Genomic DNA, 986 nt, shown 5'->3' with positions numbered 1-986 from the left:
GCATGGCGGGAGGCGAAAAATGAGGACATCGCCGCCGACATTATCGCCTTCATCCGCCAACAGGCGCTCGGCGACCCGCTCATCAGTCATGAAGAACGAATTCGCCGCGCCATGAACGCCATTTACCGGATGAAACCATGGCCGCCGCTGCAAAAGAAATGGCTTGAGCGGATCGAAAAACAGCTGCTGCAAGAATACGTCCTCCATCCCGACCCGGAAAAAGCGTTTGACTACGAACCGTTTAAAAGCCACGGCGGCTTTAAGCAGCTGAACAATATTTTCGGCGGTCAATTGCCGCAAATCGTGCGCGAAATTAATGAAAACTTGTACAACTACGCCAAGAAGGAGCAAGCCTAGAGATGAACAACCGAGAAATTGTCCAAAAGCTGTGGAACTTGTGCAACGTCTTGCGCGACGACGGCATCACGTACCACCAATATGTCACCGAGCTGACGTATTTGCTGTTTTTGAAAATGATGAAAGAAACCGGGCAAGAATACATCATCCCCGAGCCATACCGTTGGGACGTGCTCGCCAAAAAGGATGGAATCGAGCTGAAAACGTATTACCAACAGCTGCTCATGGCGCTTGGGCAGGAAGAGAACGAACTGTTAAGGCAAATTTACACCGAAGCGACGTCCAACATCCGTGAGCCGAAAAACTTGGAAAAAATCATCCGCACCATCGACGCGCTTGACTGGTACAACGCGAAAGAAGAAGGGCTCGGCGCCTTGTACGAAGGGCTGCTCGAGAAAAACGCGAGCGAATTGAAATCAGGCGCGGGGCAATATTTCACCCCCCGCGTGCTGATTGACGTCATCGTCGAACTCGTTGACCCGAAGCCCGGCGAGCGCTGCCACGACCCGGCGGCGGGGACGTTCGGCTTTATGATCGCCGCCAGCCGCCACGTCCGGGCGAAAACGGACGACTATTTTGATTTATCGGAAGAAGAAATTCGGTTCCAGAAATATGAAGCGTTCTCCGGG

The 986-nt window shown here is 52.8% G+C and carries 2 protein-coding genes; both read left to right on the top strand.

What is annotated here, in order from left to right; all coding sequences use genetic code 11:
- Positions 1–357, top strand: a 357-nt coding sequence (locus tag VU18_RS16905; RefSeq protein WP_047758643.1) for a type I restriction-modification enzyme R subunit C-terminal domain-containing protein, incomplete at its 5' end; no start/stop codon positions are given.
- Between the two features lie 2 nt (positions 358–359).
- A partial coding sequence (locus VU18_RS16900; RefSeq protein WP_047758642.1) for an N-6 DNA methylase occupies positions 360–986 on the top strand: 627 nt, incomplete at its 3' end.

The organism is Geobacillus sp. ZGt-1 (genome assembly GCF_001026865.1).
Classification (GTDB): Bacteria; Bacillota; Bacilli; order Bacillales; family Anoxybacillaceae; genus Geobacillus; species Geobacillus thermoleovorans.
The sequence above is the reverse complement of the archived record's forward strand: the minus strand, read 5'-3'. Positions and strand labels throughout refer to the sequence as shown.